This window comes from Pantoea latae (assembly GCF_002077695.1).
Classification (GTDB): Bacteria; Pseudomonadota; Gammaproteobacteria; order Enterobacterales; family Enterobacteriaceae; genus Pantoea; species Pantoea latae.
Map to the genome: position 1 here is coordinate 252,599 of NZ_MWUE01000003.1, position 20,180 is coordinate 272,778.

Sequence of the window (20,180 nt, forward strand, 5' to 3'; positions counted from 1 at the left end):
GTTATGGAACATCGCCCCCGCAGCAAAAACCGTCCCGAAGCGCTGGCCGAGAAGGTCTATCAGGCGCTGAAGCAGGATATTTTTGCCTTCCGCCTGATGCCGGGCGATCGCTTCAGCGAAAACGAGATCGCCGAGCGGCTGACGGTCAGCCGCACGCCGGTGCGTCAGGCGCTGTTCAGGCTGGAGCGCGAGGGCTACGTCGAAGTCTGGTTTCGCAGCGGCTGGCAGGTAAAGCCGTTCGATTTCGACTACTTCGAGTCGCTGTACGACTTTCGCACCGTGCTGGAGCGCGAGGCGGTGCGCCGCCTCTGCGCCCTGCCACCGGCGCAGTGCGCCGAGACGCTGGCAGCGCTGAACAGCTTCTGGATCGAGGCGGCGCCGCTGGAGGAGGGCAGCGCCGTTTCCGCCCAGGATGAGGCGTTTCACCTCACGCTGGTGGCCGCGACCGGCAATCCCGAAATGGCGCGCGTGCACGCCGAGCTGACGGAAAAGATCCGCATCATCCGCCGCCTCGACTTCACGCGCGAGGATCGCATCGACGCGACCTATCAGGAACACGCCCGCATTTTACGGGCGATTTTTCAGCAACGCACCGAGGAGGCTCAGCGCATTTTAACCGACCATATTGCCGTCAGTAAGGCCGAGGTTCGCAAGATCACGCTGCATATGCTGCACCAGGCCCGACTTCAACCCATTGAATAAAAACAGATAACACATTTAGGGGTTTACGAATGAAAAGACGCTCGCTGCTTAAAGTTTTCGCGCTCTCCGCCTCTGTCGCCAGCATGGGATTCGCCTTCGCAACGCAGGCGGCGGAGACCATCAAGGTCGGGATTATGCATTCGCTCTCCGGCACCATGGCGATCTCTGAAACGCCGCTGAAAGATGTGGCGCTGATGACCATTGACGAGATCAACGCCAAAGGCGGCGTGCTGGGGAAAAAGCTGGAGCCGGTGGTGGTCGATCCGGCGTCCAACTGGCCGCTTTTTGCGGAAAAGGCGCGTCAGCTGCTGACTCAGGACAAGGTGGCGGTGGTGTTCGGCTGCTGGACCTCGGTGTCGCGCAAGTCAGTGCTGCCGGTGTTCGAAGAGCTGAACGGCCTGCTGTTCTATCCGGTGCAGTATGAAGGGGAAGAGATGTCGCCGAACGTCTTCTACACCGGCGCGGCGCCCAACCAGCAGGCGATCCCGGCGGTGGAGTATCTGATGAGCGAAGATGGCGGCAGCGCGAAGCGCTTCTTCCTGCTCGGCACCGACTATGTCTATCCGCGCACCACCAACAAGATCCTGCGCGCGTTTCTGCACAGCAAAGGGGTGCAGGACAAGGATATTGAAGAGGTCTATACGCCGTTTGGCTACAGCGATTATCAGACTATCGTCTCCAGCATCAAAAAGTTTGCCGCCGGCGGCAAAACCGCGGTGATCTCGACGATCAACGGCGATTCCAACGTGCCGTTCTATAAAGAGCTGGCGAACCAGGGCATTAAAGCCACCGACATTCCGGTTATCGCCTTCTCGGTGGGCGAGGAGGAGCTGCGCGGCATCGACACCAAACCGCTGGTGGGCCAGCTGGCGGCGTGGAACTACTTTGAGTCGGTGGATAACCCCACCAACGCGGCGTTCGTCGCCGACTACCGCGCCTACGCCAAAGCGCACAAGCTGCCCAACGCCGACACCGTGGTGACCAACGACCCGATGGAAGCGACCTGGGTCGGGCTGCATATGTGGGCGCAGGCGGTGGAGAAAGCGGGCACCACCGACGTCGACAAGGTGCGCGCGGCGATGGCCGGTCAAACCTTCAAGGCGCCGGACGGCTTTACCCTGACCATGGACCAGACCAACCACCATCTGCACAAGCCGGTCATGATCGGCGAGGTGGAAGAGAACGGCCAGTTCAACGTGGTCTGGCAGACAGAGCAGCCGGTGCGCGCCCAGCCGTGGAGCCCCTATATTCCCGGCAACGACAAGAAGCCCGATCATCCGGTGAAATCAGCGCAGTAAGCGCGCCGCTTGCCTTTACCCTCGCCTTAACCGGGTAAGGGCAAGCGCCATCAGGCCCTTCCCGACAGGATCATCACTATGCTAATCCGCCCTGTTATCCTCTGTTTGCTGCTGCTGCTGACCCGGCAGGCCGTCGCGGGCGACGGCGCTGACTTCGCGGCGGCGAGCCGCGCTAAGCAGGCCGCGCTGCTACAGCAGTGGGCCGCCGCGCCGGACGCTGGCCGCCTGCCGCTGCTGCAGGCGCTGCGCCAGGAAAGCGTGGTTATTGACGAGAAAAAACAGCCGTTCAGTCATGAAAACGGCGCTCTGACGCCGCTCGACAGCGCCCGGCAGCCTGAGGGCAGGACGCAAAAAATCTTTATGAATAACCGGCTGCGGGTGCTGATCGCCAGCGCCCTCGCCGCCCACCAGCTGGTCAGCAGCGACGCCCAGCTGCGGCTGCAGGCCGCGCGACAGCTGCAAAGCGACGCGGCTGCCGATCAGCTGCCGCTGATTGAAAAGCGGCTGGCGAGCGAACAGGCGCCGGAGGTGCGCACAGCACTGGCGCTCGCCGCCGCGAATCTGCAGCTTGCCAGCCCTGAAGCGGGTGCCCGTCTGCAGGCGGTGAGGCTGCTCGGCGAATCGGGCGATCCCGCCGTGCAGGCCAGCCTGAACCGTTTGACCCAGCCCGACAGCGAGCCCGACGCGCAGGTGCGCGCCGCCGCCGTCAGCAGCCTGAAGCAGATCAAGCAGCGCCTGATGTGGGGCGATCTGCTCGGCCAGGCCTTTACCGGGCTGTCGCTCGGCTCTGTTTTGCTGCTGGCGGCGCTGGGGCTGGCGATCACCTACGGCCTGCTCGGGGTGATCAATATGGCGCACGGCGAGATGCTGATGCTTGGCGCCTACGCCACCTGGCTGGTGCAGACGCTGTTTCAGCACTACGCGCCGCAGTGGCTGGCGTGGTATCCGCTGCTGGCGTTGCCGGTGGCGTTTGGCGTCACCGCCGTGATGGGGATGCTGCTGGAGCGCGTCATTATTCGCCACCTCTATGGCCGCCCGCTGGAGACGCTGCTGGCGACCTGGGGCATCAGCCTGATGCTGATCCAGCTGGTGCGCATGCTGTTCGGCGCGCAGAACCTTGAAGTGGCCAACCCGGCGTGGCTGTCGGGCGGCCTGCAGCTGCTGCCCAATCTGGTGCTGCCCTACAACCGTCTTGCGGTGATCCTGTTCGTCGCGGCGGTGCTGCTGCTCACCTGGCTGCTGCTGAATAAAACTCGCCTCGGCCTCAACGTGCGCGCCGTCACCCAGAACCGCGCGATGGCGGACTGCTGCGGCGTGCCGACCGGGCGCGTCGATATGCTGGCGTTCGGGCTGGGCTCCGGCATCGCCGGACTGGGCGGCGTCGCGCTGTCGCAGCTCGGCAACGTCGGCCCGGAGCTGGGTCAGGGCTATATCATCGACTCGTTTTTAGTGGTGGTGCTGGGCGGCGTCGGCCAGCTGGCGGGAACGGTGGTGGCCGCCTTCGGCCTCGGCATCCTGAATAAGGTGCTGGAGCCGCAGACCGGCGCGGTGCTGGGCAAGATCCTGATCCTGATGCTGATTGTGCTGTTTATCCAGAAACGGCCGCAGGGGCTGTTCGCCGTTAAAGGGAGGGTCATCGACTAATGACGCAGCCAGTTACCTTAACCCTCGCGCGCAAAGCGCCCCGGCTGGCGCTGAGCGCGGGCGCGGCCGTCGCGCTGCTGCTGCTGGCGCTGCCGTTCTGCGCCCTGCTGCCCGCCGCGCATCCGCTGGCCATCTCCACCTACACGCTGACGCTGGTGGGGAAAATTCTCTGCTATGCCGTGGTCGCCGTAGCGCTCGATCTGGTGTGGGGCTACGCCGGGCTGCTGTCGCTCGGCCACGGCCTGTTCTTCGCCCTCGGCGGCTACGCCATGGGCATGTATCTGATGCGTCAGGCGGCGGGAAGCGGCCTGCCGGCGTTTATGTCGTTTCTGTCGTGGAACGAACTGCCCTGGTTCTGGGTCGGGACGCAGCACTTCGCCTGGGCGCTCCTGTTGATCGTACTGGTGCCGGGGCTGCTGGCGCTGCTGTTTGGCTTTTTCGCCTTCCGCTCAAAGATCAAAGGCGTCTACTTCTCGATCATGACGCAGGCGCTGACCTACGCCGGGATGCTGCTGTTTTTTCGCAACGAAACCGGCTTCGGCGGCAACAACGGCTTTACCGGCTTCACCACCCTGCTCGGCTTTAGCGTCACCGCCACCGGCACGCGCATCGGGCTGTTCGTCGCCACCGTGCTGCTGCTGGCGCTCAGCCTCGCCGCCGGTTTCGCGCTGGCGCGCAGCAAGTTTGGCCGCGTGCTGACCGCGGTGCGCGATGCAGAAAACCGGCTGATGTTTATCGGCTACGATCCGCGCGGCTTCAAGCTGTTTGTCTGGGTGCTCTCCGCCGTGCTGTGCGGCCTGGCGGGCGCGCTCTACGTGCCGCAGGTGGGCATTATCAACCCGGGCGAGATGTCGCCGACCAACTCTATCGAGGCGGCGATCTGGGTGGCACTCGGCGGACGCGGCACGCTGATCGGCCCACTACTGGGCGCCGCCATCGTCAACGGCGCCAAGAGCTGGTTTACCGTGGCGTTCCCCGAATACTGGCTTTTTTTCCTCGGACTGATGTTTATTCTGGTCACGCTGTTCCTGCCGCGTGGCGTCATTGGCCTGCTGCGCCGGAGGCGTGATGAGTGATCGCTTGTTTACCCAACCCCAGCCGGCGGATCGCTACCGTCATCAGCGCGATCCGCTGCTGCAGCTGGAGAAGATTAACGTCTCTTTTGACGGCTTTCAGGCGCTGACCGATCTCTCGCTGACCATCGGCGTCGGCGAGCTGCGCTGCGTTATCGGCCCCAACGGCGCCGGTAAAACCACGCTGATGGATGTGATCACCGGCAAAACCCGGCCAGACAGCGGACGGGTGCTGTACGATCAGGACACCGATCTCAACCGGCTCACACCGGTGCAGATCGCCCACGCCGGCATCGGCCGCAAGTTTCAAAAGCCCACGGTGTTCGAGGCGCTGACGGTGTTCGACAATCTGGAGATCGCGCTGAAAAACGATAAATCGGTCTGGGCCTGCCTGCGGGCGCGGCTAGACGGCGAGCAGCAGGATCGCATCGACGAGGTGCTGAAGCTGCTGCGGCTCGGCGGCGAGCGCGGACGCAAAGCCGGGCTGCTGTCACACGGACAGAAGCAGTTTCTTGAAATCGGCATGCTGCTGGTGCAGGAGCCGCATCTGCTGCTGCTCGACGAGCCCGCCGCCGGCATGACGGACGCGGAAACAGACTATACCGCCGAGCTGTTTCGCAGCCTGGCCGGCAAACACTCGCTAATGGTAGTCGAGCACGACATGGGCTTTGTGGAAACCATTGCCGATCGCGTGACGGTGCTGCATCAGGGCCAGGTGCTGGCCGAGGGATCGCTGCGCGAGGTGCAGGCGGACGACAGGGTTATCGACGTTTATCTGGGGCGCTGAGATGTTACAGGTAGCTGAACTGAATCAATATTACGGCGGCAGCCATATTTTGCGCGGCCTATCTTTTGACGTGAAAAGCGGCGAAATCACCTGCCTGCTGGGCCGCAACGGCGTCGGCAAGAGCACGCTGCTGAGGTGCCTGATGGGCCTGCTTCCGGCGAAGTCGGGCGAGATCCGCTGGCAGGGCAAGGCGATTAATGCCCTTAAGCCGCACCAGCGCGTCCAGGCGGGTATCGCCTACGTGCCGCAGGGACGGGAGATCTTCCCGCGCCTGACGGTAGAAGAGAACCTGCTGATGGGGCTGGCCCGCTTTGCGGGATCGGAGGCGAAAAAGGTGCCGGAAGAGATCTATCAGCTGTTCCCGGTGCTGCGCGACATGAAGGCGCGGCGCGGCGGCGATCTCTCCGGCGGGCAGCAGCAGCAGCTGGCGATCGGCCGGGCGCTGGCCTGTCGGCCGCAGCTGCTGATCCTCGATGAGCCGACCGAAGGCATTCAGCCCTCGGTGATTAAAGAGATAGGCGCCGTGATACGCCAGCTGGCGCAGCGCGGCGATATGGCGATCCTGCTGGTCGAGCAGTTTTACGACTTCGCCGCTGAGCTGGCTGATAGCTACCTGGTGATGTCGCGCGGCGAGATCGTCCAGCGCGGACGCGGCGCCGCGATGGAGCAGGATAACGTCAGGCGGCTGGTGGCGATCTAGTCGGCCGCCTGTTTCAGCTCACCGTTAACGGCGCGGTAGCGGCGCTGATTGTCCGGGGCGAGCAGCTCGCTGACCGGCTGCGCCAGCTGGACGGCGCGGTAGTCCCCTTTTACCGCCGTGTAGCTGGCGGCGTCATTCTTATCCCCTTTCCCGCTGTAGCGCGCGATATAGGGGTAAGGGAAGACCGGACGGGTGTAGCGCGTTTTTTGCGCCGCCGCCGCCACGGGCAGGCTCGGCTTCTGCACGCCGTGGAACTGGGCTGATGCGTCTTTCTCCGGCGCGGGGCCGCCTGCTGGCGGCATGCCCGGCATAGCGTCGGCCTGCGCCGATTTACCCACGATAAGGCGCGCCGGCGCCCTCTCCTGCTCCGTCCAGTTCATCAGCGCCGTCAGCAGGTCCACCTGATCGGGACCTTCTCCGTTGCCGCAGTGCGCAACGCCCGGCAGCAGAAAGAGACGCATAAAGCGATCGACCTGAGCGTCGCCCATCCGCTGCTGCACGCCGCGGAACCAGGCGAGCGTGCCCGCCGGCGAGATAGAGTCATCGGCCAGCCCGTGCCAGACGATCAGCTTGCCGCCTGCCGCCTGAAAGGGGCTGAGGTTGGTGTTGGTGGCATCGTAAAGCGGCGCCAGCGCGGCAATTTTCGCGAAGTTCTGACGGTTAAAGGCAAAATCGGCCACGCGGGTGAGCGGCTGTTTACCACCGGGCAGCAGCACGTACTGAATGGCGGGCAAGGCCATCATTTCCGACATCGAATGCCCGGTCGCCGTTGCCGGAACCGGCCAGCGCAGCTCGGAACCAATCGGCAGGCCGCCCGGCGCCAGCGACTCTCCCGCGCTGTCGCGCGCGCCGCGATAGAGTTTTTCCACCACGTCCAGCTCTTCCGCCGTCAGGCACGTTTCCTGCTGCTGGCCGGGCGCGCACTGCGCGATCCAGCTGCGTGAGAAGGTACAGGCATAGGGGTTTTGCAGGATGCCGTCATTGATGCCGGAGAGCGTCGGGCAGTGCGCCAGGGCGGCCTGATGGATCAGGGCCAGGCGGTTTTGCAGCAGGATGGGCGTGCCGTCGGCGCGCAAATTAGCCACCACGTTCCAGCCATGAAAAAACGAATTCTGCACCGAGAACCAGGCGGCGGGCGCGCCTGCGCTGATGCCGTTAAAGTCGTGAGGATAACGCTGCGCTTCCACCAGCGCTTCACGGCCGCCGTCTGAGCACCCCATAAAGTAGGCGTATTTCGGCCGCTGTCCGTAGTAGGCCGCCGTCAGCGCTTTGGCGAACTGCGCGGTAACGTGGTTGGCGCGGTAGGCAAAATCGATGCGCTTCTGTGGATCCTCCGCCCATGAGGCGTCCATCATGCTGCCAGCGTGCCCCATATTGGTCGCCGCCACCACAAATTCGCCGTTCATGGCGGGCACGCAGCCGCTGGCGTTAGAGAGGCTGAGGTTGATATTGCCGCACAATCCACCGCAGCCCACCTGCAACAGTCGCTGCGTCCATTTCGCCTGCGGAAGCGCCACCTCGACGCCAATATCGGGCGAGAGCGTGGCGCTGACTTTGCAGAAGGCGCCCTGCGCGGTTTTTAACTCTTCAGCACCGGTGATCCTGACCTCGGCGTCCACGCCCTCGCCAACGCTAAGCGCGGCCAGCGCGGCGCAGGAACGTACCGGCTGAACCTCGTCCAGCGGTAACGCCGCCCGCGCCGGTGACAGCAGGCTAAAAAACAGGCCAACGGCGAGGATCGCCGGGATAAAAGTGAAATAGCGGCACTGGCGCGGCATAACGGGTTTCCTTCTCTGTTTCATTTGCCCTATTTTAGCGGCTGTTTGCCTGAAAGCGGGACAGCACGGCGTTAAGGACGTGTGAATATAGCGAAAACAGCCGCGACGGAGAGGCCGGGGAAAAGTGCCCGGCTATGCCGTCATGCCTGGAGAGCGTTCAGACCTCATTTGCCGCCAGCAGCAGCGTCGCCAGCAGCACGTTGGCGCCTTCCTCAGCCCACTGCGGCGAAATACGCTCCGCCTCGTTATGGCTGATGCCTTTGACGCAGGGAATGAATATCATCGCCGTGGGCGCGACGCGGTTGATGTAACAGGCGTCATGACCCGCGCCCGACACCATCCTGCGCTGTGAATAGCCCAGGCTGTGAGCCGCTTTTTCGATGCGCGCAATGCACGCTGGGTCGAACTTAACCGGCGGGTAGTCGAAGATTTTCTCGGATGAGATCTGGAGGTGACGCAAACGAATAGCCTCTAGCGCCAGCATCAGCTGCGCCTCCATCTCGTCGAGCGCAGGCAGCGCAGGATGACGAAACTCCACGCTGCAGAAAACCGCGCCCGGCACCACATTGCGCGATCCGGGCGCGATCTGCGCCATGCCCACCGTCGCCCGACCGTCATCGCCATACTGTTGCCCTATTTTCTCTACCGCCAGCACCAGTTCGGCAAAGCCGCACAGGGCATCGCGCCGCAGATCCATCGGCGTGGTGCCGGCATGGGCGGCAAAACCAGTAAGGGTGACCTCAAACCAGCGCTGGCCCATCGCGGCGTGAACAATACCGGTGCCAATCCCCTCCTCTTCCAGAATCGGTCCCTGCTCGATATGAAGTTCGTAACAGGCGTGCAGCGGCTGCGCGCGGGCGGGGCGCTCGCCTGCGTAGCCGATATGGCGTAGCGCTTCGCCCACGCTGATGCCGTCGCGATCCCGACGCCCCAGCGCATAGTCGCGTGAGAAAACGCCCGCCCACACGCCCGACGCCAGCATCGCGGGCGCAAAGCGCGCGCCCTCTTCATTGGTCCAGTTCACCAGTAAAATATCGCGCTCGGTCTGAATATCGCGATCGTTCAGCGTGCGCAGCGCCTCCAGTCCTGCCAGTACGCCATAGATACCGTCATAGTTGCCGCCCTGCGGCTGCGAGTCCCCATGCGAGCCGATCATCACCGGCGCCAGTTCTGGATGAATGCCGGGACGGCGCATAAACATATTGCCGAGTTCATCGACTTCACAGTGAAATCCGGCCTGCTGCGCCCACGCCAGCAGCGTATCGCGCCCCTGCTTATCCTCCTCGCTCAGCGCCAGGCGCGTTACCCCACCGCCCGACGTCGCGCCGAAGGTGGCAAAAGTCTGCAGCGTCTGCCAGAGACGCGACGCGTTGATGCTCACGGCAGCTGTCATGACGGCTTCTCTTTCTTGACCTGATAGCGAAAATCGCAGCGCTTCGCGCCCGACATAATAGTGGTGGTGCGCGTTAGCTCGACATCCGGCGCGTAGCCGACGATAAATTTATCGTCGCGCGCGCAAGAGAGCAGATGCCCTATCTCGCCCAGCCCCATCTGCTGATACATCTCCGCATAGCGGCAGCGGGTAACGTCATAGTTGTAATGGTCGCCGTCGTCGTCCAGCACCCGCACCTCCAGGGCGTTATCTTTTTCCCACAAATACTGCAGCGCGACAAAGCTGCGCAGATCCGCCTTTTGCGGCTCGCTGGCGGCAAAGCTTTTGCCCGCCTCAATCGCCGCCTGCTCGATAGCCTCGCCAATCACCGCCTGCGCGCGCGCTTTACCTATCTCGCGCACCAGCACGTCATAAATCGGCTTGATAATTTCAGCTTCAATTTTGCGGCGGGCCAGTATGCCCAGCTCAGGTTGTTGACCACAGCTCATCTTTGCCTCCTGTTACTGCGCCGAGCCGCCCAGAACGGTCTGCGGCTGCCATTTACCCCCTACCACTTTATAAACGGTAAAGGAGGGGTTTTTAAGATTGCCCTGCGCGTCAAAGGCGATGGTGCCGGTGACGCCGGAATAGCGAATGGCGCGCAGCGCAGGCAGGTAGCGTTCGGGATCGGCAGAGTCCGCTTTTTGCATCGCGGCGATCAGCACGCGCGTGGCGTCATAGGCGAAAGGCGCGTGCAGTTCGATATGGGTGTGATAGCGAGACTGATAGGCCTGTTCGAACGCTTTGCCGCCCTGCATTTGATCCACCGGCAGGCCCGGTTCCAGTGCGACCACCCCTTCGCCCTCTTTCTGCGCCAGCGACAGGAAGGTCTGGCTGACAAAGCCGCCAGCGCCCATCAGCGTCGCGTTCATGCCGAGCTGTCTGATACGGCGCGCCAGCGGCGCGGCCTGGCTGTCGACCCCGCCGAAAAAGATCAGGTCCGCATTTTTGCTGCGTATCGCGGTCAGCACGGCGCTAAAATCCACGGTTTTATCGTCTACATACTGTCGATCGACAATCTTTACGCCCTGCGCGTTGAGCGACTTGATAAACTCATCCGCCAGTCCCTGCCCAAACGCGGTCCGATCGTCAATCACCGCGATACGGCTCGCCTTAAGGGTGTTGACGGCGTAGTTGCCAGCGTAGTTGCCGCCGTCGTCGTCATGTCCCATCACGCGAAAACTGGTATCGAACCCCTGCTGGGTATAGGCGTGTCCGGTGGCCACCGGCGCCACCTGCGCGATACCGGCGTCGTGATAGATGCGCGCCGCCGGAATGCTGGTGCCGGTGTTCCAGTGCCCAACCACGCCAGCCACGCCGCTGTCCACCAGGCGCTGCGCCACGGCGACCGCAACGCGCGGGTCGGACTGATCGTCCTCAGACTGCAGCTTAAAGGTCACCGCTTTACCCGCCAGCGTCGGATGCGTTTTGTTAACGTCATCAATTGCCAGCTGCGCGCCATTCTCCAGATCTTTGCCGATGCGCGCCGACGGCCCGGTAAGCGGCCCCGCCAGGCCGATCAGCACGGTATCGTCAGCCTGCGCGCCGCCGATGCCATTCGCGAGCAGAACCACTGCGCTCAAGGCGCCGAGTGTTATTTTTTTCATTAGCGTTTCCTGATGTTGGTGATGATTAAACGGGCAGTTCGCCCAGGTAAATTTGTTGGATGCGATCGTCGGTCAGCAGCTCGGCCGAACGGCCTTCGCAGGAGAGCGTGCCGCTTTCCATCACCCAGGCGCGATCGGTAACCTCAAGCGCCAGGCGTGCATTCTGTTCAATCAGTAAGGTGGTGATGCCGGTCGCGCGCAGCGAGCCGATAACCTCAAATATTTTCTCCACCATGATCGGCGCAAGGCCCATGGAAGGCTCATCGAGGATCAGCAGCTGCGGCTGACTGAGCATGGCGCGGGCCAGCGCCAGCAGCTGCTGCTCTCCGCCCGACAGCAGCCCGGCCAGCTGGTTTTGCCGTTCGCCCAGCCGCGGGAAACGCGCGCACAGCGCGGCGATCTCCGCCCTGACGCGCGCGGCGTCGCGGCGCAGCCAGGCGCCCATTTGCAGGTTCTCCAGCACCGTCATCCGGCTGAAAATGCCGCGGCCTTCCGGCACCAGTACGATGCCGCGCTGCAACAGCGCCTCGGGTCTGAGGCCTTTGATCGACGCGCCGCGCCACAGAATGTCGCCGCTATAGGGCTGTAGCCCGGCGATGGCGCGCACCGTCGAGCTTTTCCCGGCACCGTTGGCGCCAATAAGCGTGCCGTGTTCGCCTTCCCTCAGCGACAGGCTGATGTTGCGTACGGCCTGAATACCGCCGTAGTGAACGCTGAGATCGTTGAGTTGCAAAAGCGCGTTATGCATGGTTTTCGCCTCCCAGCCAGGCGCGGATAACGTCGGGATGGCGGCGCACCGCCTGCGGCGTTCCTTCGGCAATCACGCGTCCGAAGTCCAGCACCGACAGTCGATCGCAGAGCGCCATAATCAGTCTGACGTCGTGCTCGATAATCAGCAGGGTTGTGCCGTCGTCGCGTATGCGCCGCAGCAACGCGCCCAGCGCGACTTTTTCCGCCGCGTTCATGCCGGCGGCCGGTTCATCGAGCGCCAGCAGTTGAGGCTCCGTCGCCAGCGCGCGGGCGATTTCCAGACGGCGCTGATGCCCATAGGCCAGGTCGCAGGCGCGATAGTGGGCAAACTGCGCGATGCCGGTATACTCCAGCCAGTGCCAGGCAAGACGTTCCGTCTCCGCCTCCTCCGCGCGGGCGCGGCGGTGACGGCTGAGCGCGGCCCACAGGCCGTTACGCGTACGGACATGACGCCCGGTCATGACGTTTTCCAGCACGCTCATCTCGCTGAACAGACGAAGGTTTTGAAACGTCCGGGCGATACCAGCCTCGGCGACCTTTTCAATCTTATGCGGCGAATAGGCGGCGCCGTTCAGCGCAAAGCGGCCGCTGTCGGCGCGATACAGACCGGTAATCAGGTTAAAGCAGGTGGTTTTGCCCGCGCCGTTTGGTCCGATTAAACCGTAGATTTCGCCCTGGTTGATGGTGAGGCAGACGTCGTTGACCGCCACCACGCCGCCAAAGCGTTTTTGCAGATGACTCACCTCCAGCAGGCTCATGCTTGTGCCTCCTGCCGACGCGCGGGCCACAGGCCATGCGGCCGGAACAGCATCACCATCACCAGCGCCAGTCCGTAAAACAGCTGGCGCAAAATTTCAGGATCGATCACCACCGAGCCGAACAGCGCCTGCTGCAGCGGCACCGCCTGGCTGCGCAGCACCTCCGGCAGCGCCGAGAGCAGCACCGCTCCCAGGATGACGCCCGGCACGTGGCCAATACCGCCGAGCACCACCATCGCCAGCACCACGATGGATTCGTTGAGGGTAAAGGATTCAGGAGAAACAAAGCCCTGGAACGAGGCGAACATCACGCCGGCGATGCCGCCAAACGAGGCGCCCAGCGCAAAAGCGAGCAGTTTGTAATTGCGCACGTTAATGCCCATGACGCGTGCAACTTCTTCATCTTCGCGGATCGCATGCCAGGCGCGGCCAATACGCGAGCGCTGTAGCCGAACGCAGGCGATAACGATCGCGACAATGAGCAGCGCAAAAAGGTAATACCAGAGGTAGAGAGCCGGGATCCTGACGCCCGCCAGGTGAATCATCCCTTTAAACGGCAGACCAAACAGGCTTAACGTATCGATGCCGGAGATCCCTTTCGCGCCGTTGGTGATATTGACCGGACGATCGAGGTTACGCATCAGAATGCGGATAATCTCGCCGAACCCTAGCGTCACGATCGCCAGATAGTCGCCACGCAGGCCAAGCGTGGGCGCACCCAGCAGGATGCCGCACGCGCCGGCTATCAGCGCCGCCAGCGGCACCAGCAGCAGATAAGAGGTGTGGAGCCCGTGAGGCAAGAGCGCCTGCAGCGCGGGAAACGTTTCCAGCAGATGGGGCGACGCCAGCAGCGCGGCGAGATAGGCGCCGACCGCATAGAAGGCGATAAACCCCATATCCAGCAGGCCGGTGAACCCCACTACAATGTTCAGCCCCAGCGCCAGCATGATATAAAGCAGCGTGAAATCGATCACCCGCACCCAGTAATTGCCGCCGGCCGCCGAGGCGAGCCAGGGCGCGAGGATCATCCCCGCCGCCAGCAGCAGCACGCCGCTGTTGATCCTTTTTCTGGTCGGCTGTTCCGACAGGATTGCACTCATCTCTTTCTCCTCAGGCACGCTGTGCCACTCGTTCGCCCAGCAAGCCGGCAGGACGGAATATCAGCACCAGAATCAGCACGATAAAGGCAAAAATATCCTGATAGTTGCTGCCGAACAGGCCGCCGGTCAGCTCGCCGAGATACCCCGCGCCCAGCGACTCGATTAACCCCAGCAGCAACCCGCCCAGCATCGCGCCGCGCAGATTGCCGATGCCGCCCAGCACCGCGGCGGTAAAGGCTTTAATGCCCGGCAAAAAGCCCATGGAGAAGCTGGCGCTGCCGTAATTGCTCGCCATCATCACGCCCGCCAGCGCCGCGAACAGGCCGCCGATCGCGAAGGTCAGCGTAATGATGCGGTTGGGGTTGATGCCCATCAGGCTGGCAACGCGAGGATTTTCCGCCACGGCGCGCATGCCGCGGCCAAGACGCGTGAACTCCACCAGCAGCCACAGTCCGGCCATCGCCAGCAGCGCCAGCGCCAGGGTGACGAGGCCGGTGACGGTAATAATGGCGGGAGGATGCGCAGCGCTGCCGTGCGTCACCGCGATCGGGTCCATCGGCAGCACCTGCGGGAACATCAGCGGGTTGCGGCTCCAGATCATCATCGCCGCCGTCTGCAACAGCACCGACAGGCCGATGCCGCTAATGAGCGGCGCCAGCCGCGGCGCATTGCGCAGTCGACGGTAGGCGAAGCGTTCAATGCCCATCGCGAGCAACGCGCATACCGCCATCGCCAGCAGCGTGGCCGCCGTTAGCGCCGCCAGAGGAGATATCGCCGGGAAATACCGAGTTAGCGTCTGCATGCCGGAAAGCGCGGTCAGCGCGCCGACCATTAACAGATCGCCGTGCGCGAAGTTAATGATGCGCAAGATGCCGTACACCATGGTGTAGCCGAGCGCGATAAGGCCATAGATGCTGCCCAGCATCAGGCCATTAATAAGTTGTTGAATCAGTGTATCCACAAGAGTTTTCCGGTTTCAGGCGTTGCGCGCCTACCATCCGGTAAATGATCTCTGTTGTGAAATACAGAGTTAATCTTACTTATGGAGAAATGAAATTTATTTAATTCATTGATTTTAGTTATCTTTGTGCAACCTGGTTTCCGCCTATTTTTAAATAAAAGCCTCTCATATGAAAAAAACAGAACAGTTTCCAGCTGATACTTCTTTGCAGGAGACTCACTCTCCTCTGGATCCACCGCTGCGCGCCGTGCGGGTGTTTGAAGCGATCGCCCGCCTGGGTAGCCTGAGCGAGGCAGCCGCTGAACTGATGATTTCCCCCTCTGCCGTCAGCCACCAGCTTAAGCTGCTGGAAGCCTTCCTTCAGCAGCGTCTGACGCATCGTCAGGGACGGAGACTGATGCTCAGCACTGCGGGACGCGAGTATTACCGCTCGATTCGCTCTGCCTTTACCGTTATTCGCCAGGCGACGGGCCATCTGCGCGATCAGGCATGCTCTCGCCAGGTGACAATTAGCCTGATCCCGCTGTTCGGCATGAGCTGGTTTATTCCGCGCCTGTCGCGCTTTATCCACGCGCATTCAGATATCGAGATCAATGTGGTTTATGCCAATCATCGAAATTATCTGAGCGACGCCTCCGATCTGTCGATTCGCTTTGGCAGCGGACAATGGACCGGCTATCGCGCCGAAAAATTGATTTCAGGGGAAATGATCCCGGTGGCCAGCCGGGAGTTTATTCGGCTGCGCGGCTATATCGACTCGCCTGCGCTTTTAGCCCAGAGCAACCTTGTGCATGACGAAGAGCGCGTTTCCTGGCAGCAGTGGTTCGCCGACCATGACATCAGGCACTTTCGCCGTGACGGTCCCCTGTTTGAAGATGGTTTGCTGACGCTGGCGGCCGTGCGCGCGGGGTTGGGGTGCGGACTGATGCGCGAACCGATGATCGCCTCCTGGCTCGCTTCCGGGGAATTAGTGAAACTGTTCGATCAGGCCGTCGATGACGGCAGAGATTATTACCTTTGCGTCAGGCAGGATACCGAGCTTAGCCCGGAGGCGTTGGTGCTGAAAAGATGGCTGGTGGATGAGGCGAGCCGTCCTCTTGCGTGACGTATCTCGCCTTAATTCATTCAGGACCGGTTAGCGTGACTAACGCCTTTTTTACCCTTTGAAAACGGGTAATAAATCCAGCCAGCTTAGCGTCCAGGCAAGAATATTCAGCACGCCGAACCCCATCACGGCAGCTGGCAGCAGCCAGCCGGTGCCGTTCGGCGCCGCAAACCGTTTTTGCGCCTTAAGGTAGAGCAGCGCGGGCACGATAACCGCCCACAGCGTGGCGAACAGCCCGGCAAAACCGATAGCGGCTAAAAAGCCGTTCGGCAATAGCAGCGAGGCGCCTAAAGCGGGCAAAAACGTCAGGCAGGCCACCTTGAAGCGCGCCAGCGGGCTGGCGCCCAGCTTCAGGCGATCGGCGATAAAGTCGAACAGGCCCGCCGTTACGCCGAGAAACGAAGCGATAACCGCGAAATGGGAAAACAGCGTCATCATAAAGGTCAGCGCGCCGACGTGAAGGCGATCGCGCAATGCGGCGAGCAGCGCGGCGATATCGCCTCCCGCTGCCACCACGCCTGGAAAGGCGGCGCGCGGCAGATTGCCCATGGTGACAATCAGCCAGAACAGGTAGATCACCAGCGACATCAGGGTGCCGAGCACCAGCGCGCGGCTGACCTGCTTCTGTTCGCCCGCATAGTAGCCGATCAGCCCGGTGATATTGCCGTGATAGCCAAACGACGCGAGGCAGAACGGCAGCACGCCCAGCGCATAGGGCCAGTAGGCGCCATCGTCGGCGCCGGCGTTGGTCAGTGTCGGCAGGCTTACCTGGGTCAGAAGCCCGCCGAACAGCGACACCAGCAGCAGCAGCTTCGCCAGCACGCAAAAGGTCATGATCCTGCTGACCCCTTTGGTTCCCAGCCAGACCACGGCGGCGACGCACAGCGTCAGGATCACTTTTGCGCCCGCGTTTGAAACCGGCAGACCCGCGCTGTTCAGCGAATGCTGATAAACCGGGCCGCTTGCCGAGATATAGGCGTAGGTCAGCGTGCCCAGCACGAACAGGATGCTCAGGCCGTTGAGGGCCGCCCAGCGGCGTCCCAGCAGGGCGCGGGTTAGCGTGTCGTAGCCCGAACCGGCCGGAAAGTAGCCGCTGGCGCGCAAAAACATCAGTCCCGACAGCAGCATTGACGCCCAGCTCACCAGCAGGATAAGCAGCGACCAGCCGAACCAGGCGCCCGCCATCACCACCGGTAAGGTAAACATCCCTGCGCCGACCACGGTTCCGCAAATGATCATCGCGCCCCACCATACTGAAGGGCGAGGCTGCGCTAGTGCTCTTTCTGTCATTAATTGTTCCGCTAAAAAGGTGGATGGATCGCTATCAGTAAGCTGACGCCGGCTTCCTGATAGCGATCGCTGAAAAGAGCGGGAAAAGATACCAGATAGCGCAGAAAATTCACCTTTAGCCGCGTTGCGGCTGAGAAGAATGCTGAGAGCATAGAGATCAACAGAGGATTTCGCTGCAGGGCATGGCTTATAAATAGCCGGATGAGATATATCTTAAACTGGTTAACCGTTCATAATATGAGCTAAAATTTAAGTTATCTTAAATTAAGTCACACACGAGCATCGCTATGAGCAACTACACCATCCGGGTCGAGCTGAAAGAGCAGACCGAAAAAAAACGTATTGAGCTACTGTTTACCATGCTTGAAAACGGATTTTCACGCAGCGTGGTGTGTGAAAGAGGCTTAACCTACGCACTGCCCACCAACGAGTTTCTCTACGTGGGCAATGAAAAGATTGCGAGTTTGATGGAGCGTATTGTTGCGCTGATCAGCGGCATCAGCGAAGAGCCCTCGGTGCTGGTGACGCGCTCGGCGGAACGAAGCTGGTCAGGGCTGCGCGTCGTCGACCTGGAGTAAAGTTCAGCCCTGTCATCAGGCGCTATCTGCTGTTGATTTAACAAGGATCTAACAGCGGTGTGCGGTTATGATTGACGCTTTATCATGGATGAGCAGGGAAACAAGGGTGAAAACCGCGATAACATTAGCAGCGCTTGGCCCGCGCATCTGCATTATGGGGCCGTCCAACAGCGGTAAATCAACGCTCGCTGAGGCTATTTCACGCAAAACGTCGCTGCCTGCGATCCACCTTGACCAGCTGCATCATCTTCCCCAGACCAACTGGATCCCACGCGAACATGCGGACTTCCTCCGTTTACACCGTGAGGCGATTGAGCGGGAAAAGTGGGTCATGGATGGCAACTATACAAAATGCATAGCGGAACGGCTCGAGCGCGCGACGGGGTTAATTCTGCTTGATGTCACGGTCACGGTGGGCCTGCTGCGCTATATCCGCAGATGTTACTCCTCTTCACCGAGGATTGGCGGGTTAAAAACCGGCAGGGAAAACGTGAGCTGGGAGATGGTTAAATACATCACCCGCGTCGCGCCGCAGAACCGCCTGCGCCATCAGGCGCTGTACGATCGGGTGAACCTGCCTAAACTGCGGTTAGCCTCCCCGCGCGACGTGGCTGCCTGCTTTGAACAGTGGGATTTAAGCCGGTCAGAACAGGCTAACCCAGGATGAAGACGTGTCCATATGGCGTTTTTCGACTAGCGCCAGCTTTGGCATAATGGCGTTCAGGCGCCCTTTTCTCTACTCTGCGCCAACAGTGGCCAGCGGAAACAGCACCCATGACGGAAACCAGCTCAAGAGGAAGACCTGCCAAACCTGAATCAGAACTCAGGGAGGTGTTATTTGCCGCTATGCTTGCCATCCTCGATGAAAAAGGGGCTGGCGCGCTTTCAGTGGATGAAATAGCCCGAAAAAGTAAGGTCGCTAAAAAGACCATCTACAAATACTTTGCTAATAAAGAGACGTTGGTTGAGGCGATGATCGTGGCCTGGACCTCAACCGAGGTGCTTCCCGCCCTCGCCCTGCCCGCCAGCAAAGAAGAGGTGATAGCGCAGCTGCGTCTCTTTTTTGTCGCGCTGGCCGCACGCGTTCTTTCACGTGAGTCGGTGGCCATCTACCGATTTTTGCAGCATGACTCAGAACCTAAGCAGCCGCTGATCGCGCTCTACCGCAAGCACGGCATTGAGAACGCCACCCGCATGCTCGACGAGTGGTTTCACGCGGTTCGTGAAACCGGTTTGCTCAGTGCGGCCTGGCCAGAGAATGGCGGTTACTATTTACAGTCGATGATCGTCACGCCACTGCTGCGGGATATTTCGCTGGGCATGAGCGCCAGCGGCGCAGAAGCGCATATCTCCGCTGTCGTCGCCCGCGTGCTGAAGGATTTTACCCCGCTGCTGCTGTCGCGCTGACACAGCTGCTTGCCATTGCTTACCTTTTGCCGCTTTTGCCATCGCGACCAGTTCGGCGGCGCTCGCTATATTATTTTGGAAACGGTATTCGTTTCTTAAATAACAGAGTGGAGAAGTTGCATGTCAGATCGTCGTGATTTTCTGCGCCAGGCAGCCGCCTCTGCGGTGGCAGGCAGCGCGTTGCTGGCGGGCAGCAGCCTGAGCGCCGCCGCCGCGCAACCGGCGTCCGTCCCGGCAAAGCCAAAACGCATTATTGCGCTGGAAGAACATTTTATGCTGCCGGAATTTGAGGGCTACCTGCATGAAACACAGCAAAACCTGAAGAGCGGCCTGGTGGATAAAGTCATCGCGCCGCTCTCAGATTTTGGGCAGCGCAGGCTGGATTTAATGGATGAGCACGGTATCGACTTTGTGGTGCTCTCGCTTTCCGGCCCCGGCGTGCAGATTGAACCGGATACGCAGAAAGCGATACGGCTGGCAAAGTACGCTAACGACAGGCTGGCGGAACAGATGCAGAAGCAGCCGACGCGCTATGGCGGTTTCGCGCATCTGGCGATGCAGGATCCCGAGGAAGCGGCAAACGAACTGGAGCGCTGCGTGAAAACCCTTCATATGCAGGGCGGAATGATCAACGGCGAGACCAACGGACGCTATCTGGATGACCGTCGCTACGATGTGTTCTGGCAGCGCGTTGAGGCGCTTGGCGTGCCGATCTATCTTCATCCCGGCAATCCGCCCGATGCGCCGCATATGTACAGCGATCATCCTGAGATGTGGGGACCGGTCTGGAGCTGGGCGGCCGAAACCTGCTCTCACGCGCTGCGGCTGGTGTTCAGCGGCACCTTTGACCGCTTCCCGGGCGTCAGGATTATTCTGGGACACATGGGCGAAACGCTGCCGATTCAGCGCTGGCGTCTCGACAGCCGCTATCAGATCGCCAACACCCGCTATCACATCAAACGGCCGCCGTCGGACTATCTGCGTCAGAACATCATGCTGACCACCTCCGGCGTCTGCGATGACGCGGCGCTGCGCTGCGCGCTCGATTCGATGGGCGAGAACAACGTGATGTTTTCGGTGGATTACCCTTTCGAGGACACCAAAACGGCGACCCGCTGGATCGCCCGCGCGGCGCTGTCGGATCGGGAACGCAATGCGGTGGCATGGGAAAACGCGGCGAGACTGATGAAGCTGCCGCTGTAGGTGACGT

At 61.4% G+C, this 20,180-nt stretch carries 20 protein-coding genes; 11 read left to right on the forward strand and 9 right to left on the reverse strand.

Annotation, left to right across the window (positions count from 1 at the left end; translation table 11 throughout):
- The first annotated feature begins 3 nt into the window (after positions 1-3).
- From B2J69_RS01310 to urtE, 6 genes are all read left to right on the forward strand, one after another.
- On the forward strand, positions 4-702 hold the full coding sequence (locus tag B2J69_RS01310) for a GntR family transcriptional regulator (protein ID WP_081135201.1): 699 nt from the start codon (positions 4-6) through the stop codon (positions 700-702).
- 29 nt (positions 703-731) lie between these two features.
- On the forward strand, positions 732-2,000 hold the full coding sequence (gene urtA, locus B2J69_RS01315) for an urea ABC transporter substrate-binding protein (RefSeq protein WP_081135204.1): 1,269 nt from the start codon (positions 732-734) through the stop codon (positions 1,998-2,000).
- Between the two features lie 78 nt (positions 2,001-2,078).
- On the forward strand, positions 2,079-3,644 hold the full coding sequence (gene urtB / locus B2J69_RS01320; protein WP_081135207.1) for an urea ABC transporter permease subunit UrtB: 1,566 nt from the start codon (positions 2,079-2,081) through the stop codon (positions 3,642-3,644).
- Positions 3,644-4,720: an urea ABC transporter permease subunit UrtC gene (gene urtC, locus B2J69_RS01325; RefSeq protein WP_081135210.1), complete on the forward strand. Its 1,077-nt coding sequence runs from the start codon at positions 3,644-3,646 to the stop codon at positions 4,718-4,720. The genes urtB and urtC overlap by 1 nt, the downstream gene beginning before the upstream one ends.
- Positions 4,713-5,504, forward strand: a complete 792-nt coding sequence (gene urtD, locus B2J69_RS01330) for an urea ABC transporter ATP-binding protein UrtD (protein WP_081135213.1) — start codon at positions 4,713-4,715, stop codon at positions 5,502-5,504. The genes urtC and urtD overlap by 8 nt, the downstream gene beginning before the upstream one ends.
- 1 nt (position 5,505) lies before the next feature.
- Complete coding sequence (gene urtE / locus B2J69_RS01335) at positions 5,506-6,204, forward strand: urea ABC transporter ATP-binding subunit UrtE (protein WP_081135216.1); 699 nt, start codon at positions 5,506-5,508, stop codon at positions 6,202-6,204.
- On the opposite strand, the gene B2J69_RS01340 is transcribed toward urtE, so the two are convergent.
- The 8 genes from B2J69_RS01340 to B2J69_RS01375 form a co-directional block, all read right to left on the reverse strand.
- Positions 6,201-7,982 carry a tannase/feruloyl esterase family alpha/beta hydrolase gene (locus B2J69_RS01340; RefSeq protein WP_081135219.1) on the reverse strand — a complete coding sequence of 594 codons (1,782 nt, stop codon included), beginning with the start codon at positions 7,980-7,982 and terminating at the stop codon, positions 6,201-6,203. The two genes, urtE and B2J69_RS01340, sit on opposite strands and share 4 nt — an antisense overlap.
- A 157-nt stretch (positions 7,983-8,139) precedes the next feature.
- Positions 8,140-9,375 carry a Zn-dependent hydrolase gene (locus tag B2J69_RS01345; RefSeq protein ID WP_081135222.1) on the reverse strand — a complete coding sequence of 412 codons (1,236 nt, stop codon included), beginning with the start codon at positions 9,373-9,375 and terminating at the stop codon, positions 8,140-8,142.
- Positions 9,372-9,863, reverse strand: coding sequence for an L-2-amino-thiazoline-4-carboxylic acid hydrolase (locus B2J69_RS01350; RefSeq protein ID WP_081135225.1), 492 nt, complete (start codon positions 9,861-9,863; stop codon positions 9,372-9,374). Before B2J69_RS01350 ends, B2J69_RS01345 begins: the two co-directional genes overlap by 4 nt.
- Positions 9,864-9,875: 12 nt before the next feature.
- Positions 9,876-11,021 carry a branched-chain amino acid ABC transporter substrate-binding protein gene (locus B2J69_RS01355; RefSeq protein WP_081135228.1) on the reverse strand — a complete coding sequence of 382 codons (1,146 nt, stop codon included), beginning with the start codon at positions 11,019-11,021 and terminating at the stop codon, positions 9,876-9,878.
- A gap of 25 nt (positions 11,022-11,046) precedes the next feature.
- Positions 11,047-11,769, reverse strand: a complete 723-nt coding sequence (locus B2J69_RS01360; RefSeq protein ID WP_081135231.1) for an ABC transporter ATP-binding protein — start codon at positions 11,767-11,769, stop codon at positions 11,047-11,049.
- Entirely contained in the window at positions 11,762-12,529 is a 768-nt protein-coding gene (locus B2J69_RS01365; RefSeq protein ID WP_081135234.1) for an ABC transporter ATP-binding protein, read from the reverse strand. The genes B2J69_RS01360 and B2J69_RS01365 overlap by 8 nt, the downstream gene beginning before the upstream one ends.
- Entirely contained in the window at positions 12,526-13,557 is a 1,032-nt protein-coding gene (locus B2J69_RS01370; protein ID WP_236722680.1) for a branched-chain amino acid ABC transporter permease, read from the reverse strand. The genes B2J69_RS01365 and B2J69_RS01370 overlap by 4 nt, the downstream gene beginning before the upstream one ends.
- A gap of 82 nt (positions 13,558-13,639) precedes the next feature.
- The gene (locus tag B2J69_RS01375; RefSeq protein ID WP_081135240.1) at positions 13,640-14,590 is read right to left on the reverse strand and encodes a branched-chain amino acid ABC transporter permease; all 951 of its coding nucleotides are present in this window, start codon (positions 14,588-14,590) and stop codon (positions 13,640-13,642) included.
- A gap of 169 nt (positions 14,591-14,759) precedes the next feature.
- On the opposite strand from B2J69_RS01375, the gene B2J69_RS01380 reads away from it, so the two are divergent.
- On the forward strand, positions 14,760-15,695 hold the full coding sequence (locus B2J69_RS01380; protein WP_081135243.1) for a LysR substrate-binding domain-containing protein: 936 nt from the start codon (positions 14,760-14,762) through the stop codon (positions 15,693-15,695).
- A gap of 51 nt (positions 15,696-15,746) precedes the next feature.
- Here the strand turns inward: B2J69_RS01380 and B2J69_RS01385 are convergent, their stop codons facing one another.
- The gene (locus B2J69_RS01385; protein ID WP_081135246.1) at positions 15,747-16,985 is read right to left on the reverse strand and encodes an aromatic amino acid transporter; all 1,239 of its coding nucleotides are present in this window, start codon (positions 16,983-16,985) and stop codon (positions 15,747-15,749) included.
- 287 nt (positions 16,986-17,272) lie between these two features.
- On the opposite strand from B2J69_RS01385, the gene B2J69_RS01390 reads away from it, so the two are divergent.
- The 4 genes from B2J69_RS01390 to B2J69_RS01405 all read left to right on the forward strand — a co-directional run bounded on the left by B2J69_RS01390 (position 17,273) and on the right by B2J69_RS01405 (position 20,173).
- Positions 17,273-17,563, forward strand: a complete 291-nt coding sequence (locus B2J69_RS01390; protein ID WP_081135249.1) for a hypothetical protein — start codon at positions 17,273-17,275, stop codon at positions 17,561-17,563.
- 106 nt (positions 17,564-17,669) lie between these two features.
- Positions 17,670-18,230 (forward strand): P-loop NTPase family protein, encoded by a 561-nt coding sequence (locus B2J69_RS01395; RefSeq protein WP_094078469.1) that lies wholly within the window; start codon positions 17,670-17,672, stop codon positions 18,228-18,230.
- A 107-nt stretch (positions 18,231-18,337) separates the two neighbouring features.
- Complete coding sequence (locus B2J69_RS01400) at positions 18,338-18,970, forward strand: TetR/AcrR family transcriptional regulator (protein WP_081135256.1); 633 nt, start codon at positions 18,338-18,340, stop codon at positions 18,968-18,970.
- Between the two features lie 120 nt (positions 18,971-19,090).
- Positions 19,091-20,173: an amidohydrolase family protein gene (locus tag B2J69_RS01405; RefSeq protein ID WP_081135258.1), complete on the forward strand. Its 1,083-nt coding sequence runs from the start codon at positions 19,091-19,093 to the stop codon at positions 20,171-20,173.
- The last annotated feature ends 7 nt before the right edge of the window (positions 20,174-20,180 follow it).

Excerpts from the sequence above, each read along its gene's own strand:
- B2J69_RS01310 (WP_081135201.1), top strand. The coding sequence starts at position 4 with ATGGAACATCGCCCCCGCAGCAAAAACCGTCCCGAAGCGCTGGCCGAG.
- B2J69_RS01390 (WP_081135249.1), top strand. The coding sequence starts at position 17,273 with ATGAGCAACTACACCATCCGGGTCGAGCTGAAAGAGCAGACCGAAAAA.
- B2J69_RS01360 (WP_081135231.1), bottom strand. The coding sequence starts at position 11,769 with ATGCATAACGCGCTTTTGCAACTCAACGATCTCAGCGTTCACTACGGC.
- urtB (WP_081135207.1), top strand. The coding sequence starts at position 2,079 with ATGCTAATCCGCCCTGTTATCCTCTGTTTGCTGCTGCTGCTGACCCGG.
- B2J69_RS01405 (WP_081135258.1), top strand. The coding sequence starts at position 19,091 with ATGTCAGATCGTCGTGATTTTCTGCGCCAGGCAGCCGCCTCTGCGGTG.
- B2J69_RS01350 (WP_081135225.1), bottom strand. The coding sequence starts at position 9,863 with ATGAGCTGTGGTCAACAACCTGAGCTGGGCATACTGGCCCGCCGCAAA.
- urtD (WP_081135213.1), top strand. The coding sequence starts at position 4,713 with ATGAGTGATCGCTTGTTTACCCAACCCCAGCCGGCGGATCGCTACCGT.
- B2J69_RS01340 (WP_081135219.1), bottom strand. The coding sequence starts at position 7,982 with ATGCCGCGCCAGTGCCGCTATTTCACTTTTATCCCGGCGATCCTCGCC.
- B2J69_RS01365 (WP_081135234.1), bottom strand. The coding sequence starts at position 12,529 with ATGAGCCTGCTGGAGGTGAGTCATCTGCAAAAACGCTTTGGCGGCGTG.
- B2J69_RS01345 (WP_081135222.1), bottom strand. The coding sequence starts at position 9,375 with ATGACAGCTGCCGTGAGCATCAACGCGTCGCGTCTCTGGCAGACGCTG.
- B2J69_RS01400 (WP_081135256.1), top strand. The coding sequence starts at position 18,338 with ATGACGGAAACCAGCTCAAGAGGAAGACCTGCCAAACCTGAATCAGAA.
- B2J69_RS01370 (WP_236722680.1), bottom strand. The coding sequence starts at position 13,557 with ATGATCCTCGCGCCCTGGCTCGCCTCGGCGGCCGGCGGCAATTACTGG.
- urtE (WP_081135216.1), top strand. The coding sequence starts at position 5,506 with ATGTTACAGGTAGCTGAACTGAATCAATATTACGGCGGCAGCCATATT.
- B2J69_RS01385 (WP_081135246.1), bottom strand. The coding sequence starts at position 16,985 with ATGACAGAAAGAGCACTAGCGCAGCCTCGCCCTTCAGTATGGTGGGGC.
- B2J69_RS01380 (WP_081135243.1), top strand. The coding sequence starts at position 14,760 with ATGAAAAAAACAGAACAGTTTCCAGCTGATACTTCTTTGCAGGAGACT.
- urtA (WP_081135204.1), top strand. The coding sequence starts at position 732 with ATGAAAAGACGCTCGCTGCTTAAAGTTTTCGCGCTCTCCGCCTCTGTC.
- urtC (WP_081135210.1), top strand. The coding sequence starts at position 3,644 with ATGACGCAGCCAGTTACCTTAACCCTCGCGCGCAAAGCGCCCCGGCTG.
- B2J69_RS01355 (WP_081135228.1), bottom strand. The coding sequence starts at position 11,021 with ATGAAAAAAATAACACTCGGCGCCTTGAGCGCAGTGGTTCTGCTCGCG.